The organism is Priestia sp. J2 (genome assembly GCF_020790095.1).
GTDB lineage: Bacteria > Bacillota > Bacilli > Bacillales > Bacillaceae_H > Priestia > Priestia zanthoxyli.
The window spans coordinates 3,998,330-4,015,418 of sequence record NZ_CP086208.1 but is presented as its reverse complement, the minus strand read 5'-3'; the positions used below and the strand labels follow the sequence as shown (position 1 = coordinate 4,015,418).

The following is a 17,089-nucleotide window of genomic DNA, read 5'->3' as shown; positions in this document are numbered from 1 at the left end:
AGTCTGCTTTAGTTATGAAGGTTGATTTACATGATCAACCACACGTTTAACGTCCGCAGAGCCTCATCTACTTCATAAGGTATGGTTAAGTACTATCTCCATAAAAATATCAATTTTCTTATTATTTCAATATTTTTCACTAGAATAGTAGACAATTAGACAATTATTTTTATACAATGAAAGCGCAGTCTATTTTGTGCAGTATAGTTTTGTGGTTGATTATGTTAGGAGGATGGGAAATGAATATCCATGAGTATCAAGGAAAAGAACTACTCAGAAAATATGGGGTTGCAGTACCAAACGGTCGAGTAGCTTTTACTGTTGAAGAAGCAGTTGAAGCAGCAAAGGAATTAGGTTCACAAGTATCAGTGGTGAAAGCACAAATCCATGCTGGTGGACGCGGTAAAGCGGGCGGTGTCAAAGTAGCAAAAAACTTAGATGAAGTTCGTACATATGCACAAGATATTTTAGGAAAGACCCTCGTAACGCACCAAACAGGCCCTGAAGGAAAAGAAGTTAAGCGCTTGTTAGTTGAAGAGGGATGCGATATTAAGAAAGAATACTACATCGGTTTAGTTCTTGATCGTGCAACGTCTCAAGTTGTATTGATGGGTTCTGAAGAAGGTGGAACTGAAATTGAAGAAGTGGCGGAAAAAACGCCTGAAAAAATCTTTAAAGAATATGTAGATCCTGCGATTGGTTTACAAGCATTCCAAGCTCGCAGACTTGCATTTAATATTAATATTCCAAAAGAATTAGTTGGAAAAGCAGTTAAATTCATGACAGGTTTATATACAGTATTTGTTGAAAAAGACTGCTCAATTGCAGAGATTAACCCTCTAGTTGTAACAGGTGACGGAGACGTTATGGCATTGGATGCGAAGTTAAACTTTGATTCAAATGCGCTGTATCGCCAAAAAGATATTCTTGAATATCGTGACCTTGAAGAGGAAGATGCTAAAGAAATTGAAGCATCTAAATACGACTTAAGCTACATTTCACTAGACGGTAATATCGGTTGTATGGTAAACGGTGCAGGTTTAGCGATGGCAACGATGGATATTATTAAGCATTACGGAGGCGACCCTGCTAACTTCCTGGATGTTGGGGGCGGCGCAACTGCTGAAAAAGTAACAGAAGCATTTAAAATTATTTTATCTGACCAAAATGTAAAAGGTATTTTCGTTAATATTTTCGGCGGAATTATGAAATGTGATGTTATTGCAACAGGTGTTGTTGAAGCAACAAAACAAGTTGGATTAAGCCTTCCATTAGTTGTTCGCTTAGAAGGAACAAACGTTGAACTTGGAAAAGAAATTTTACAAAAATCAGGCTTAAATATCACAGCTGCTGAATCTATGGCAGACGGCGCACAAAAAATCGTTTCACTAGTGAAATAGAAAGGCTGGGGGATAGGAATGAGCGTATTTATTAATCAAGATACAAAAGTAATTGTACAAGGAATTACAGGCGGAGTTGGCCTTTTTCATACACAGCAAATGTTAGAATATGGAACAAAAATTGTTGGTGGCGTAACGCCGGGTAAAGGCGGCTTAGAAGTAGAAGGTGTTCCGGTATTTAATACGGTTGCCGAGGCGAAAGAAAAAACAGGCGCAACGGCTTCTGTTGTATATGTTCCACCAGCATTCGCAGCTGACTCCATTATTGAAGCAGTTGACGCAGATTTAGATTTAGTTATTTGTATTACAGAAGGTATTCCAGTATTAGATATGGTAAAAGTAAAGCGTTATATGGAAGGAAAACGTACGCGTCTTGTAGGGCCTAACTGCCCAGGTGTTATTACACCGGAAGAATGTAAAATTGGCATTATGCCAGGGTACATTCACAAAAAAGGTCATGTAGGTGTAGTTTCGCGTTCTGGTACATTAACATATGAAGCTGTTCACCAACTTTCTGAAGCTGGAATTGGCCAATCAACAGCTGTTGGTATCGGCGGTGACCCGGTGAATGGCACGAACTTTATCGATGTATTAAAAGCGTTTAATGAAGATGAAGATACGTATGCAGTAATTATGATTGGGGAAATCGGCGGTACAGCAGAAGAAGAAGCGGCAGAATGGGTAAAAGCAAATATGACAAAACCTGTTGTCGGCTTCATTGGCGGTCAAACAGCGCCTCCAGGAAAACGTATGGGCCATGCTGGTGCGATTATTTCAGGTGGTAAAGGGACAGCGTCTGAAAAAATTAAAACAATGAATGAGTGCGGTATCCAAGTAGCTGAAACACCATCTGTTATGGGAGAAACACTTATTAAAGTGTTAAAAGAACAAGGCATTTACGAGCAGTGTAAGACTCATTAATAGAAGACATATAGCCTCCTTTGACCGGGGGCTATTTTGTCCATTTAAAAAGGAGATTGTAGAATGTCTGGTTTACGGGAAAAATTAATTCATTTAGCACATTGTCCATCTGTTAATTGGAAACAAATTTTTACGCTACTTCAACAGAATTCTTCATTACAAAATCTCTACGAGTACTCTCCATCACAGCTTCAAAAACTATTGACTCTCTCGATTGAACGTGCTAATCAAATAAAAAAAGATTTGCAAACTATTCCAATACGAGATATTCTAGATAAATATGACGCTGAGAATATTCGATGTGTCACCATCTTAGATGATGAATATCCTGAACTTTTGCGCCATATTTATGATCCGCCTTGGGTATTATTTGCAAGGGGGAACTTGTCTCTTCTACACGCTCCGGCGAGCTTAAGCGTTGTAGGAACAAGAAATCCTACTTCATATGGAACTGCAGCTTTAACTCGTATTGTTAAGCCGATGCTGCATGAAGAATTTGTCGTTGTGAGTGGGCTAGCCTTAGGAATTGACCAGGCTGCTCATGAACTGGCTATCGCTGAAAAAGCTAAAACGATTGCAGTTTTAGGCGGAGGGTTTTATAATATTTACCCAAGAGGAAACCAAAATTTAGCAAGAGAAATTGCGCAGCATCATTTGCTGCTTTCTGAATATGCCCCGTTTATGAAGCCGACGAAATGGTTTTTCCCTCGCAGAAACAGAATCATTAGCGGATTAACAGGAGGCACGTTGGTGGTGCAAGCAAAAGAAAGAAGTGGATCTTTTATTACCGCCGACCAGGCGCTTCAGCAAGGAAGAGAAGTATTTGCCATACCGGGTTCTATTTTTGAAGAAACATCATGTGGAACGAATAAGTTAATCCAATTAGGGGCAAAACTTGTGCAAAGCGCTGCTGATATTACAGATGAAATGATGTATATAAGATGAATGTTTCAAAGTAGTCATATTCTTGCATGGTATGAAATACTAGTGAGATACGTAGGAAAATCGTATGACTTATCTTTTTGACATTTGACAAACAAGAACCAAATATTTAATAATAATGAAGATTTTATTCTACCTCTTGAGGAGGAACAAATAGATGTCTGACTACCTAGTAATTGTAGAATCGCCTGCAAAGGCTAAAACAATTGAACGTTATTTAGGAAAGAAATATAAAGTAAAAGCATCGATGGGACATGTTCGCGATTTACCTAAAAGTCAAATGGGAATTGATATTGAACAAGATTACAACCCGAAATATATTACAATTCGCGGGAAAGGCCCGGTTTTAAAAGAACTAAAAACAGCGGCTAAAAAAGCAAAAAAGATTTACCTAGCAGCCGATCCAGACCGTGAAGGAGAAGCGATTGCATGGCATTTGGCGCACAGTTTGGATGTAGACATTGCATCGGACTGCCGCGTAGTATTTAACGAGATTACAAAAGAAGCGATTAAAGAATCTTTTAAACATCCACGAGCAATTAATATGGATTTAGTAGATGCTCAACAAGCACGACGTATTCTTGACAGGCTGGTTGGCTACAATATCAGTCCATTGCTGTGGAAAAAAGTGAAAAAAGGATTAAGTGCCGGAAGGGTTCAATCAATTGCAGTGCGGTTAATTATTGATCGTGAAAAAGAAATTGCAAAGTTTATCCCAGAAGAATACTGGACGGTAAAAGCAACTTTTCAAAAAGGGAACGACCAGTTTGAAGGCCAGTTAATCGAATATCAAGGGAAAAAAGTAGAGCTATCGAATGAAGATGATGTAACCAACATTGTTAAACAATTAGATGGAAACGAATTTTCAATTTCTAAAGTAACAAAACGTGAGCGAAAGCGTAATGCGGCTCCTTCTTTTACCACGTCTTCATTACAGCAAGAGGCAGCGCGGAAACTGAACTTCCGAGCGAAAAAAACGATGATGATTGCGCAGCAATTATATGAAGGAATTGATTTAGGAAAAGAAGGTACAGTAGGTCTTATCACGTATATGCGTACCGATTCTACTCGTATTTCAGAAACAGCTCAAACAGAAGCTAGAGATTACATTACGAACGCGTACGGAAATCAGTTTGTGGCAACGGAAAAGCGTAAAGAAAAGAAGAATTCAAATGCGCAAGATGCCCACGAAGCGATTCGTCCAACTTCAGCTCTTCGTAAACCAGGAGAGGTAAAAGAGTTCTTATCGCGTGATCAGTATCGACTGTATAAGTTAGTATGGGAGCGCTTCGTTGCTAGTCAAATGGCACCTGCCATTATGGATACAATGGCTGTAGATTTGAAAAATGGAGACGTAACATTTAGAGCGAACGGCTCAAAAGTTAAATTTCCAGGCTTTATGAAAGTGTATGTTGAAGGCAATGATGATCAAGTGGAGGAAAAAGAAAATCTTCTTCCAGACTTAGAAGAAGGAGAAGTAGCTTATTCTAAGGACATCGATGAAAAGCAGCACTTCACACAGCCGCCGCCAAGATATACAGAAGCTCGTTTAGTTAAGACATTAGAAGAGCTAGGCATTGGCCGACCGTCTACATATGCTCCAACACTTGATACGATTCAAAAGCGCGGATACGTAGCGCTCGATAACAAGCGTTTTGTTCCAACAGAACTTGGAGAAATTGTACTAGAGCTTGTATTGGAGTTTTTCCCGGAAATTTTAGATGTAGAGTTTACAGCTAAAATGGAAAACGATTTGGATGAAGTGGAAGATGGTAATGTTCAATGGGTGCGTGTTATTGACGAATTTTACAGTGATTTTGAAAAACGCTTAGAACATGCTGAAAAAGAAATGCGCGAAGTGGAGATTAAAGATGAACCTGCCGGAGAAGACTGTGAAGAATGCGGTTCACCTATGGTATACAAAATGGGGCGCTACGGAAAATTTATGGCATGCTCTAATTTCCCTGACTGTCGCAACACGAAGCCAATTGTAAAAGAGATTGGCGTAAAGTGTCCGAAATGTGAAGAAGGAAATATCGTTGAGCGAAAATCGAAGAAAAAGCGTACATTTTATGGCTGTGATCGATTCCCGGGCTGTGACTTCGTATCTTGGGATAAACCGATTGCAAGAAAATGTCCGAAATGTGAAAATCTGCTTGTAGAGAAGAAACAGAAAAAAGGAACTCAAGTCGTCTGTACAAGTTGTGATTATAAAGAGGAAGCTCAGCAGTAAAAGAGAATGGGATGAATTCCCACACTTTAAATTTAAAAATAGCAGTTATATAAGATGCGGCGACATTGCTTCATGTGCTAAAATGGAAACGTTATTAGCGACATTGAGTAATGTCGCATTTTCTTTGTCACGTTAAAAAAGGAAAAGACAAGTGAATGAATAAGCAAAATGATAGAAAAGATAGAAATGAAGTTGGAGGATTTACAATGAATGAACAAGTAATTAATGTTATTGGAGCAGGTCTTGCTGGAAGTGAAGCAGCTTGGCAAATCGCAAAGCGCGGTTTGAAAGTCCGTCTTTATGAGATGAGACCAGTAAAGCAAACACCTGCTCATCATACGGACAAATTTGCTGAATTAGTATGTAGTAATTCACTGCGTGCGAATACATTAACAAATGCAGTGGGTGTGTTAAAAGAAGAAATGCGATTATTAGACTCTGTCATTATTCGTTCAGCAGACGAGTGTGCGGTTCCAGCAGGTGGAGCACTGGCTGTTGATCGTCACGAATTTGCCTCTCGTGTGACGGAAAGCGTTAAAAACCATCCGAACGTAACGGTTGTTAATGAAGAGATTACGGAAATTCCACAGGGACCAACTGTTATTGCAACAGGTCCGCTAACGTCAAAAGATTTATCGGAACAGCTGCGCGCGTTAACAAGTGAAGATTATTTATATTTTTACGATGCGGCTGCACCTATTATTGAAAAAGACAGCATTGATATGGATAAAGTATATCTTAAATCTCGCTATGACAAAGGGGAAGCTGCCTATTTAAACTGTCCGATGACAAAAGAAGAATTCCAGCGCTTTCATGAAGCATTAATCAATGCAGAGACGGTTCCTTTAAAAGAATTTGAGAAGGAAATTTATTTTGAAGGATGTATGCCAATTGAAGTAATGGCTTCACGCGGAGAAAAAACAATGCTCTTTGGACCAATGAAACCAGTTGGGTTAGAAGATCCGAAAACAGGAAAGCGACCTTATGCAGTTGTTCAGCTTCGTCAAGATGATGCAGCAGGTACACTATATAATATTGTAGGTTTCCAAACACATTTAAAATGGGGAGCACAAAAAGAAGTATTAAGCTTAATCCCAGGTTTAGAAAATGCAGAAGTAGTACGCTACGGAGTTATGCATAGAAATACGTTTATTAATTCTCCTAAATTGTTAAAGCCTACGTATCAATATCGCGAGCGTGATGACTTATTCTTTGCTGGACAAATGACAGGAGTAGAAGGATATGTAGAATCAGCTGCGAGCGGATTAATGGCAGGAATGAACGCGGCTCGACTTGTGCTTGGTGAAGAATTGGTTGTATTGCCGCAGGAAACAGCGATTGGCAGTATGGCTCACTATATCACACATACAAACGCCAAAAACTTCCAGCCGATGAATGCCAACTTTGGCTTATTCAAAGAATTGGAAGTGCGAATCAAAAACAAACAAGAACGAAATGAAACGCTGGCTAAACGAGCATTGGAAACTATTCAGAATTTTACAACAAAATAATCAAAATTGTTTGCAAGGGCTACTTAATTGTGATAATATTTAGTAGCCCTTGTGAGGTGATAACATTGGAATTTGTTAAAGATGTATTAAATTCCTTTCTAGAATATTTACAAATTGAGAAAAATTATTCAAAATATACAGTTGACTGCTATGAAAAAGACATAGGTATCTTCATGTCTTTTATGCAGGAAGAGCAAATACAAAACCTACAAAGTGTTACATATGCTGATGCAAGGCTGTTTTTAACACGCCTATATGAAAAGCAGTATTCAAAAAGATCGATGTCACGCAAAATTTCTTGTTTGAGAACGTTTTATCGTTACTTAAATAGAGAAGAATTAGTAGAAGATAATCCATTTGCGCTCGTTACCCTTCCTAAAAAGGAAGAGAGAAATCCTCGCTTCCTGTATGAAGAGGAGATTGTGAAATTATTTCAAATGAATGACTTAACAACTCCGTTAGGGCAGCGTAATCAGTCTCTCTTAGAATTGCTGTATGCCACCGGAATACGAGTGAGTGAATGTGCATCTATTAAGCTTAGCGATATAGATTTTTCACTTCAAACTTTGCTCGTATATGGCAAAGGGAAAAAACAACGGTACGTGCCATTTGGCTGTTATGCCAAGGATGCTCTTAGAGTATATATAGATAATGGAAGAAAGCTTCTTTTAAAAAAGGCTCCTTCTGATACTCATTCGCTCTTTTTAAATTATAAGGGGACACCGTTGACAGACCGAGGCATACGCTTAGTCATTGATCAGTTAGTAAAGAAAACCGCTGAGAATATACATATTAGTCCACACGTTTTGCGGCATACTTTTGCGACTCATATGTTAAATGAAGGGGCAGATTTACGTACAGTTCAAGAAATGCTAGGTCATGAACATTTATCAACCACTCAAATATACACACATGTGACGAAGGATCGTTTAAAGGCAGTTTATATGAATCACCATCCTCGCGCATAAAAGGAGGAGTTAATTTGTCTACTTTCCATGCTACTACGATTTTTGCAGTTCAGCATAACGGTCAATGTGCCATGTCTGGGGACGGACAAGTAACGTTTGGAAATGCTGTTGTGATGAAACATACTGCTCGAAAAGTAAGACGTCTATTTCAAGGGCAAGTTCTTGCCGGCTTTGCAGGTTCAGTAGCTGATGCATTCACTCTTTTTGAATTATTTGAAACGAAGCTTGAAGAGTATAACGGAAATCTTCAGCGTGCAGCCGTGGAGCTTGCTAAACAATGGAGAAGTGACAAAGTATTGCGAAAGTTAGAAGCAATGCTTATTGTTATGAACAAAGATAACTTACTGTTAGTATCAGGAACGGGTGAAGTTATTGAACCGGACGACGGCATTTTAGCAATTGGATCAGGCGGAAATTATGCTTTATCAGCGGGACGTGCATTAAAACAACATGCAGGCGAACATTTAACAGCTAAAGAAATTGCAAAAGCAGCTTTAGATGTAGCAAGTGAGATATGTGTTTATACAAATGATCATATTATTGTAGAAGAACTGTAGGAAAGGGGATTTTTTTATGAATTCTCATTTAACACCTCGACAAATTGTAGAAAAGCTCGATCAGTATATTATTGGTCAAACGAAGGCAAAGAAAGCGGTCGCTGTTGCGCTGCGAAATCGCTATCGCCGCGGTCTGCTAGACGAATCTTTACGTGATGAAGTTGTGCCGAAAAACATTTTAATGATTGGTCCTACAGGTGTGGGTAAAACCGAGATTGCACGCCGCTTAGCTAAGCTTGTCGGTGCACCTTTTATTAAGGTTGAGGCAACAAAATTTACGGAAGTTGGATATGTAGGACGCGATGTGGAATCAATGGTTCGTGATTTAGTGGAAACGTCAGTTCGACTTGTGAAAGAAGAAAAAATGAACGGCGTGCGTGATCGTGCAGAAGAAAATGCAAACAAGCGGATAGTGGAGCTTCTTGTTCCAAGCAAAAAGAAGCAGCAATCGTTTAAAAATCCGTTTGAAATGATTTTTTCAAACGGTACACAGTCAAGCGATGCGGATCCTGATCAAGATGAGGAAACGAATATTGCAACGAAGCGCAAGCAGATTGCTCATCAGCTTGCTCTAGGAGAGCTTGAAAATCATTATGTCACAATTGAAGTAGAAGAGCAACAGCCTTCTATGTTTGATATGTTACAAGGTTCGGGTATGGAACAAATGGGCATGAACATGCAGGATGCCTTAAGCAATTTTATGCCTAAAAAACAAAAAAAGCGCAAACTTACTGTTAAAGATGCACGAAAAGTATTAACAAATGAAGAAGCGCAAAAATTGATTGATATGGATGAAGTGACGCAAGAAGCTGTGAATCGTGCAGAACAATACGGAATTATTTTCATTGACGAAATTGATAAAATTGCTCAAAAAAGTGGTAATTCATCTTCCGCTGATGTTTCACGTGAAGGCGTGCAGCGAGATATTTTACCAATTGTAGAAGGATCAACGATTGTTACCAAATATGGTGCAGTCAAAACTGATCATGTTTTATTTGTAGCAGCTGGTGCTTTCCATGTATCAAAACCGTCGGATTTAATTCCAGAATTGCAAGGTCGATTCCCAATTCGCGTTGAATTAACGAAGCTAACCGTTGAAGATTTTATAAACATTTTAGTAGAGCCAGATAATGCGTTATTAAAGCAATATGCGGCATTATTGGAAACTGAAGGTATACAAATTGAATTTTCTGACGATGCTATACGTAAGATTGCAGAAATTGCATATCAGGTAAATCAAGATACAGACAATATTGGTGCAAGAAGGCTTCATACGATTTTAGAACGTTTGCTAGAGGATTTATCGTTTGAAGCACCAGAAGTAACATTAGAGAAAATTGTGATTACTCCGCAGTATGTGGAAGAAAAATTAGAAAAAATCGCTAAAAACAAAGATTTGAGTCAATTTATTTTATAGAACTGAAATCGCAGGAGGAAGAGTACTAATGGATTTATTAGGGAAAACTAGAAAGATTAATGCAATGCTACAAAAAGCAGCTGGTAAACCAGTAAACTTTAAAGAAATGGCTGAAACACTTTGCGAAGTGATCGAATCAAACGTATTCGTAGTAAGTCGTCGCGGTAAATTATTAGGAATCGCTGTTAAACAGCAAATTGAGAATGCGCGCATGAAAGATATGTTAGAAGCACGCCAGTTCCCAGAAGAATATACTCAAAGCCTATTTAACATTCAAGAAACATCTTCTAATTTAAACATTGAAAGTCAATATACAGCTTTCCCAGTTGAAAATAAAGACTTATTTGATGCAGGACTAACAACAATCGTTCCAATTATCGGAGGCGGAGAGCGTCTAGGTACGCTTGTACTATCTCGTTTAGACCGTCAGTTCGAAGACGATGATTTAATCCTTGCTGAATACGGTGCAACGGTAGTAGGTATGGAAATTCTTCGTGAAAAAGCAGAAGAGATTGAAGAAGAAGCGCGTAGCAAAGCTGTTGTACAAATGGCAATTAGCTCATTATCATACAGTGAGTTAGAAGCTATTGAGCACATCTTTGAAGAGTTAAATGGAAATGAAGGACTATTAGTCGCAAGTAAAATTGCTGACCGCGTTGGAATTACACGTTCAGTAATCGTAAATGCGCTACGTAAATTAGAAAGTGCTGGCGTTATTGAATCACGTTCGCTAGGAATGAAAGGAACTTACATTAAAGTTCTTAACAACAAATTCTTAGTAGAGCTTGAAAAATTAAAATCTAACTAAGTTTATGAACCAAAAAGCACACGGGCAAAGCCCGTGTGCTTTTTTTATATGCTCTCAGTATGAAAAGGTTCGCTCTGGGTTAAGACGATTCGTTCACTATTTTTATAAATCTTTAACAAACTTCATATAAAAATCTAAAAATTATATTATAGAATCTTTAAATAGTAAAAAGATACTAGTTGATTACAAATCGTTACTTTTATTACATATTGTTCAGGACTTATGGTATGTATTTTGATTTTAAATTAAAAAAATAGAGCTAAAGTACAGCATTGATGTTAAAATATGCTTGGAAATCGAATGAAAATTTTGGTTTATAGTCCAAAAGTTCTTAAAAAAGGATAGACATTGCATGAAGTTTTTCTTACAATAAGTTCTATGGTACTAAAGTCGAAATTTGTCTCATTTTTGAGAAAAATAGAATAGGTAAGCAGGTGTAAGAATTGAGTTTGTTTTCAACTACTTTTCAAACAATTGAAAATGGAATTAGCTACGCGTCACAAAAGCAGCAGACGATTGCACAAAATATCGCAAACGTTGATACTCCAAATTATAAATCGAAAACAGTATCGCGTACGAGTGAATTTCGAGATTTATTACATAACGAGTTAGAAGCATATCAGACTGATTCAAAACATATCCCATTTTCCGATTCATCCCAGCGAGTGATTACCCAGCAAGGAAACACTTCCTATCAAGCAAATGGAAACAATGTGGATATGGATAAAGAGATGGCGGATATGGCTGAAAATCAAATTTACTATGAGGCGCTAGTAGATCGTTTAAACGGAAAATTTAATTCTCTTCAAACAGTCATTAGAGGGGGGAAATAAGTTTGACAATTTTTCAAAATATGAATATTACATCTTCAGCTTTAACTGCCAATCGTTTAAGGATGGACGTTGTTTCATCTAACATGGCGAATGCTGAAACGACAAGAGGGACGTACGTTAATGGTGAGTGGCAGCCTTACAAAAGAAAAATGGTTGTCATGCAGTCTGATCGTTCGCCTTCTTTTTCGTCTCTCTTACACTCCGAAATCAATAAAAGTCAAAACAATGGTGTAAAAGTCACAGATATCGTAGAAGATAATACTCCTTTTAATTTAGTATATAATCCGACGCATCCAGATGCTAATGACCAAGGGTACGTGCAGACGCCGAACGTAGATCCTTTAAAGGAAATGACGGATTTAATTAGTGCTACTCGATCCTATGAAGCAAACGTGACGGTCTTTAATACAAACAAAAATATATTAACAAAGACGTTAGAAATTGGAAAATAAAGGAGCGATAAAATGATTAATGGTATCAGCAATCAAATAGCAATAGCAAAAACAGCCGCTTCGACTGGCACTGGACAAACAACTCAACAGTTTTCAACGTTTTTAAAAGACTCAATCAATGAGTTAAACAATGCTCAACGCGCTTCGGATATAGCGACTGAAAAGCTTGCTAAAGGAGAAAATGTCGAACTCCAAGATGTAATGATTACTGCTCAAAAAGCAAGTATTACGATGCAAACGGCTCTTGAAATACGCAATAAAGCTGTTGAAGCCTATCAGGAAATGATGAGAATGCAAATGTAATTGAGCGGTTATTAAAGAAAATGAAAATAGTAATAACCGGAGGAATACCATGAATGAAAGAATAGCTCTTTACCGAGATAAGATGAAAGTCTTTTGGAATAACCGCAAAAAAGGACAGAAAATAGCCCTTATCGCTGCTCCTCTTGCGGCTATTCTAGTCATTAGTTTAGCATCTGTTTTCTTAAACAAAGATAAATTTGTCCCTCTTTATAGCAATCTATCGGCTCAAGAAACAGGACAAATCAAAGCAGAGCTTGATGCTAGAAGCGTTCCTTCAGAAATCTCTGATAATGGAACAACCATTTCGGTGCCTGAACAAAGCGTTGACTCGCTAAAAGTTGATTTAGCTGCACAAGGAATTCCTGATAGCGGAAGTATCGACTATTCGTTTTTTGGGAAAAATGCGAGCTTTGGTATGACAGACAATGAATTTGATGTGTTAAAACTCGATGCGATGCAAACTGAATTGGCTAACTTAATGAAAAACATTCAAGGAGTCAACGATGCAAAAGTGATGATTACCCTTCCCAATGAAAGTGTATGGGCGAATGAAAAGCAGGGAGAAGCCTCTGCATCGATTGTGCTTAATACAAAGGCTGGTTATAAATTTGATGATCAGCAAATTAAATCTCTTTATCATTTAGTATCCAAAAGTGTGCCAAACCTTCCTACAGATAATATCGTCATCATGAACCAATATTTTGAGTACTTTGATTTAAAAGGAAATGAAACGGATTCAGCTTCTAGCTCATTTGCTTCGCAGAACGAAGCGAAAAAAGAAGTTGAGCGGGATATTCAGCGTCAAGTACAGCAAATGCTAGGAAGACTGGTCGGTCAAGACAAAGTAATGGTCTCTGTTACAGCAGATCTTGATTTTACACAGGAAAATCGCGAAGAAAAGCTAGTAGAGCCTGTTGATAAAGATAATATGCAAGGAATTGCCGTTAGCGCTGAAAAAATCAATGAAACATTTTCTGGTAAAAATGCTCAAGATGGAGGCGTTGCTGGAACAGGAGAAGAAGATACAACAAATTACTCATCTAGCACAGCAAGTGGAGACGGAGACTACGAAAAAAACGAAGAACGTATTAATTATGAAGTGAATCGAATTCATAAAGAAATCGTTGAAAGTCCATACAAAATTCAAGACCTTGGCATTCAAGTAATGATAGATCCCTCCAATGCAAAAGGGAAATCACAAGTGTCCGATACACTTGAGTCAGACGTTCAAAAAATGTTAGGTACAATTGTCCGTACTTCTATTTCAAAAGATGCAAATACGAAAGCTCTCTCGGATAACGCGGTCAGCGATAAGATTACCGTTTCCGTTCAGCCGTTTAATGGACAAGAAACAGCTGACAGCACAGCAAGTTCGATTCCATTGTGGATGTATATAATCGGAGGAGCACTGCTGCTTATTATTGTTGTTCTTATTGTGCTGTTGGTTAGGAAAAGGCGTCAAGACTTAGATGAAGACGAATATGATGAAGAGTATGATGAAACTTTTGAAGCATATGAAGCGGCACAAAAAGCCCCTGTTTTAAGTGCTGAACAGCAAACAAAAAGCAATCTTGAAACGTTAGCGAAGCAAGACCCGGAAGAGTTTGCAAAGCTGCTACGAACATGGATTAGTGAGGATTAGGAGGAAAGCTAATGGTAAAGGCTATGCAAAAAAATGAGTTAACTGGAAAGCAAAAAGCAGCAATTTTGTTGATTTCTCTCGGTCCGGATGTATCAGCTTCTATCTATAAACATCTCAGTGAAGATGAAATTGAGCAACTAACGCTTGAAATTTCTTCAGTGAGAAAGGTAGAGCCGTCCCTAAAAGAAGCTGTGCTTCATGAGTTTGAACAAATAACGCTTGCTCAAAACTACCTTGAAAAAGGAGGAGTAAGCTATGCGAAACAGGTGTTAGAAAAAGCACTTGGACCAGAGCAGGCTATGATGATTATCAATCGATTAACTTCTTCTTTGCAAGTTCGTCCGTTTGACTTTGCCAGAAAAGCTGATCCTATGCAGCTGTTAAATTTTATTCAGCATGAGCATCCTCAGACGATTGCCCTTATTTTATCTTACTTAGAACCGCCGCAGGCAGGACAAATCTTATCATCACTGCCTCAGGAAAGGCAAGCGGATATTGCAAGGCGGATTGCAACGATGGGAAGTACGTCTCCGGAAGTCATTAATGAAGTGGAGCAAATTTTAGAGAGAAAGCTTTCAGCTACCGTTACCCAAGACTATACCCAAACAGGTGGTTTAGAAGCAGTAGTTGAAGTATTAAATGGAGTGGACCGAGCGACTGAAAAAATTATTATTGATACGCTTGAAATTCAAGATCCGGCATTAGCAGAAGAAATCAAACAGCGAATGTTTGTATTTGAGGATATCGTAACGCTCGATAACCGTTCTATTCAGCGTGTGATACGAGATGTAGAAAATGATGATTTATTGTTGAGCTTAAAAGTAGCAAGTGAAGAAGTGAAATCTATTATTTTTAAAAATATGTCTAGCCGTATGGTGGAAACGTTTAAAGAAGAAATGGAATTTATGGGCCCTGTGCGTTTGAAAGATGTAGAGGAAGCCCAGTCACGTATCGTTGCTGCAATTAGACGTTTAGAAGATGCTGGTGAAATTGTACTAGCTCGAGGTGGAGGAGACGATATTATTGTCTAATATCATTAAATCAACTTATACGAACAAACTTTCAGACGAAAATGCTAAGCACATTCAAGTCATTCCATTTGGTTTTCCGATACAAGATGAGCCGACAGAAGAACATCTTCAGCAAGAAAATGCAAAGCACGTTATTGAACAAGCGCATAGTGAAGCTGAAATGATAAAGGCCGAGGCAGACGCTTACCGCAAACAAGCTCAAAACGAAGTTGAACGTTTGAAAAAGCAGTGGGAAGAAGAGAAGGTGCTGCTGTTTCAACAAGAAAAAAAACGCGGCTATGAAGAAGGGTACGAAGAAGGGCTGCTTCAAGGGAAACAAGAGTACGAACATGTATTAGCCATGTCGCGAAACATTGTTGACGAAACAAAGAATCAGTACTACGAATATATAAATCAATCTGAAGAAGTCATTTTTGAATTAGGTTTCACCCTAGCAGAAACGCTTTTAAATGAGCAGCTTCAAAGAGATGAATCATTTTTATCACTTGTTGCAAGGTCTTTAAAAGAAGTTAGAGAACATAAAGAAATCCAGCTTTTTGTTTCTCCCAAAAAATATGCATATGTATGTGAACATAAACGAGAACTGTTCGATTTATTAAACGGAGAAACCGGGCTGTTTATTTATGCAGATGAAAATCTTCAGGAAATGGATTGTGTCATCGATTCCTCTTATGGGCGTCTTGTTGCTTCTTTTGATAGTCAGTTAACAGAATTGAAGAAAAAATTAAAAGAACGTTTGTTAGAGGAGAGTAAACATGAAAGTCGCACAACTCATTCATGAAATCCCGCGCACATCTTCTTTTAAACGGTACGGGAAAGTCAGCCGAGTAGTAGGAATGATGATTGAATCTAAAGGACCTAGAACGTCAATAGGAGATGTTTGCTTTATTCATCTTAGTGAACGAGGAGATAAAATTCGTGCAGAAGTTGTTGGTTTTAACGGTGAGAACGTCGTTTTAATGCCTTATACGTCTGTTCGATATATCGGACCTGGCTGCCTAGTGGAAACGACAGAAAAACCTCTGCAGGTAAGCGTGGGGAAAGAGTTAATAGGTCAAGTGCTTGATTCGTTAGGCAACCCTTTAGATGGGTCTGAACTTTCTCATTATTTGCCTTTTGTTTTAACCGATCAAGACCCCCCTAATCCTTTAGAGCGCCCGCCTATTGAACAGCCTATTGAAGTAGGTGTACGGACGATTGATAGTTTGTTAACCGTAGGCCGAGGGCAGCGCATAGGTATTTTTGCAGGAAGCGGTGTTGGGAAAAGTACGCTGCTCGGGATGATTGCTCGTAATACAAAAGCAGATATCAATGTCATTGCCCTTGTAGGCGAGCGAGGAAGAGAAGTTAGAGAATTTATTGAACGAGATCTTGGAGAGGAAGGGTTAAAGCGCTCCGTTGTAGTAGTTGCTACCTCGGATCAGCCTGCTCTACTTCGAATGAAAGCAGCATATACAGCTACTTCTATTGCTGAATACTTTCGAGATGAGGGGCTGAGCGTCATGATGATGATGGATTCTGTTACCCGTGTAGCAATGGCTCAGAGAGAAATTGGATTAGCCGTAGGTGAACCTCCCACTACCAAAGGTTATACACCATCTGTTTTTGCTAGCTTGCCAAGGCTGCTTGAACGTACAGGGACTAATCAACATGGATCTATTACCGCTTTTTACACTGTATTAGTAGACGGTGATGATATGAACGAACCTATTTCGGATACGGTGCGAGGCATTATAGACGGACATATTGTACTAGACAGGGAGCTTGCCAATAAAGGTCAATATCCGGCCATCAATGTCTTAAAAAGCGTTAGTCGCGTGATGAACCATATCGTGAGTGAACGGCATAAAGAAGCAGCTGAAAAACTGCGTTCATTAATGGCTACCTACGCTAATTCTGAAGACTTAATTAACATAGGTGCCTACAAAAGAGGATCTTCTGCTTACATTGATGAGGCAATCCACTATCATCCTGTCATTGAGGCATTTTTAAAGCAAAAAACGAACGAACATCCATCGTTTGAAACAAGTGTAACAAAGCTCTGTGAACTGTTTGTGAAAGGTGAGTAAAT

The 17,089-nt window shown here is 38.6% G+C and carries 16 protein-coding genes; all 16 read left to right on the top strand.

The features are described from left to right. Positions 1–239: 239 nt before the first annotated feature. A complete protein-coding gene (sucC, locus tag LJY09_RS20770; RefSeq protein ID WP_013058890.1) occupies positions 240–1,400 on the top strand; it encodes an ADP-forming succinate--CoA ligase subunit beta in 1,161 nt (386 codons plus the stop codon). An 18-nt stretch (positions 1,401–1,418) separates the two neighbouring features. Beyond that, positions 1,419–2,321 carry a succinate--CoA ligase subunit alpha gene (gene sucD / locus LJY09_RS20765; RefSeq protein ID WP_013058889.1) on the top strand — a complete coding sequence of 301 codons (903 nt, stop codon included), beginning with the start codon at positions 1,419–1,421 and terminating at the stop codon, positions 2,319–2,321. Positions 2,322–2,384: 63 nt separating this feature from the next. After that, positions 2,385–3,266 (top strand): DNA-processing protein DprA, encoded by an 882-nt coding sequence (dprA, locus tag LJY09_RS20760; RefSeq protein WP_033579776.1) that lies wholly within the window; start codon positions 2,385–2,387, stop codon positions 3,264–3,266. Positions 3,267–3,420: 154 nt separating this feature from the next. Next, the gene (gene topA / locus LJY09_RS20755; RefSeq protein ID WP_028411437.1) at positions 3,421–5,496 is read left to right on the top strand and encodes a type I DNA topoisomerase; all 2,076 of its coding nucleotides are present in this window, start codon (positions 3,421–3,423) and stop codon (positions 5,494–5,496) included. A 206-nt stretch (positions 5,497–5,702) separates the two neighbouring features. Beyond that, complete coding sequence (gene trmFO, locus LJY09_RS20750; RefSeq protein ID WP_028411436.1) at positions 5,703–7,007, top strand: FADH(2)-oxidizing methylenetetrahydrofolate--tRNA-(uracil(54)-C(5))-methyltransferase TrmFO; 1,305 nt, start codon at positions 5,703–5,705, stop codon at positions 7,005–7,007. Between the two features lie 65 nt (positions 7,008–7,072). Then, positions 7,073–7,975, top strand: coding sequence for a tyrosine recombinase XerC (gene xerC / locus LJY09_RS20745; RefSeq protein WP_014458427.1), 903 nt, complete (start codon positions 7,073–7,075; stop codon positions 7,973–7,975). 14 nt (positions 7,976–7,989) lie between these two features. Next, positions 7,990–8,532 carry an ATP-dependent protease subunit HslV gene (hslV, locus tag LJY09_RS20740; RefSeq protein ID WP_013058884.1) on the top strand — a complete coding sequence of 181 codons (543 nt, stop codon included), beginning with the start codon at positions 7,990–7,992 and terminating at the stop codon, positions 8,530–8,532. A 16-nt stretch (positions 8,533–8,548) separates the two neighbouring features. Then, on the top strand, positions 8,549–9,949 hold the full coding sequence (gene hslU / locus LJY09_RS20735) for an ATP-dependent protease ATPase subunit HslU (protein WP_013084801.1): 1,401 nt from the start codon (positions 8,549–8,551) through the stop codon (positions 9,947–9,949). Between the two features lie 28 nt (positions 9,950–9,977). After that, positions 9,978–10,757, top strand: a complete 780-nt coding sequence (gene codY / locus LJY09_RS20730; RefSeq protein WP_013058882.1) for a GTP-sensing pleiotropic transcriptional regulator CodY — start codon at positions 9,978–9,980, stop codon at positions 10,755–10,757. A gap of 443 nt (positions 10,758–11,200) precedes the next feature. Beyond that, entirely contained in the window at positions 11,201–11,590 is a 390-nt protein-coding gene (gene flgB / locus LJY09_RS20725; protein ID WP_028411435.1) for a flagellar basal body rod protein FlgB, read from the top strand. Between the two features lie 2 nt (positions 11,591–11,592). Then, entirely contained in the window at positions 11,593–12,042 is a 450-nt protein-coding gene (flgC, locus tag LJY09_RS20720) for a flagellar basal body rod protein FlgC (RefSeq protein ID WP_155010522.1), read from the top strand. Between the two features lie 12 nt (positions 12,043–12,054). Beyond that, positions 12,055–12,345, top strand: coding sequence for a flagellar hook-basal body complex protein FliE (gene fliE, locus LJY09_RS20715; protein ID WP_028411433.1), 291 nt, complete (start codon positions 12,055–12,057; stop codon positions 12,343–12,345). A gap of 49 nt (positions 12,346–12,394) precedes the next feature. Continuing rightward, the gene (fliF, locus tag LJY09_RS20710) at positions 12,395–13,987 is read left to right on the top strand and encodes a flagellar basal-body MS-ring/collar protein FliF (RefSeq protein WP_048019845.1); all 1,593 of its coding nucleotides are present in this window, start codon (positions 12,395–12,397) and stop codon (positions 13,985–13,987) included. A gap of 11 nt (positions 13,988–13,998) precedes the next feature. Then, positions 13,999–15,018, top strand: coding sequence for a flagellar motor switch protein FliG (gene fliG, locus LJY09_RS20705; protein ID WP_025750326.1), 1,020 nt, complete (start codon positions 13,999–14,001; stop codon positions 15,016–15,018). Next, positions 15,011–15,799 (top strand): flagellar assembly protein FliH, encoded by a 789-nt coding sequence (gene fliH, locus LJY09_RS20700; protein WP_154973147.1) that lies wholly within the window; start codon positions 15,011–15,013, stop codon positions 15,797–15,799. The genes fliG and fliH overlap by 8 nt, the downstream gene beginning before the upstream one ends. Next, positions 15,774–17,087, top strand: a complete 1,314-nt coding sequence (gene fliI, locus LJY09_RS20695; RefSeq protein ID WP_154973148.1) for a flagellar protein export ATPase FliI — start codon at positions 15,774–15,776, stop codon at positions 17,085–17,087. Before fliH ends, fliI begins: the two co-directional genes overlap by 26 nt. The last annotated feature ends 2 nt before the right edge of the window (positions 17,088–17,089 follow it).